This is a genomic window from Chromobacterium sp. ASV23, from assembly GCF_016428945.1.
GTDB classification, from domain to species: domain Bacteria; phylum Pseudomonadota; class Gammaproteobacteria; order Burkholderiales; family Chromobacteriaceae; genus Chromobacterium; species Chromobacterium sinusclupearum.
The window spans coordinates 1-288 of the sequence record NZ_JAELTR010000278.1 but is presented as its reverse complement, the minus strand read 5'-3'; the positions used below and the strand labels follow the sequence as shown (position 1 = coordinate 288).

The window sequence follows — 288 nt, the reverse complement described above, 5'->3', positions numbered from 1 at the left end:
GCCACGGCGTGATCCGCGAGCAGGGCACGGTGAAGCAGATCTTCGAAGACCCGCAGGACGCCTACACCAAGGCGCTGCTGTCGTGCCGGCCGCACCTGGACCGCCGCCCGACGCGGCTGGCGGTGATCGACGACTTCCTCAAGCCGGAACCGTATGTCGAGCCGCCGCACCGCGAGCGCGGCTACGCGGCGGGCGACGAGATCGTGCTGGACGTGCAGGGCCTGTGCAAAAGCTTCGACATCCGCGAAGGCCTGTTCGGCAAGCGCCAGTTCCACGCGGTGAAGGACG

Annotated in this window: 1 pseudogene; it reads left to right on the top strand. The window is 68.8% G+C overall.

The features are described 5' to 3' along the window. A pseudogene (locus JHD59_RS22605) lies at positions 1 to 288 on the top strand (ABC transporter ATP-binding protein); the annotation flags it as partial.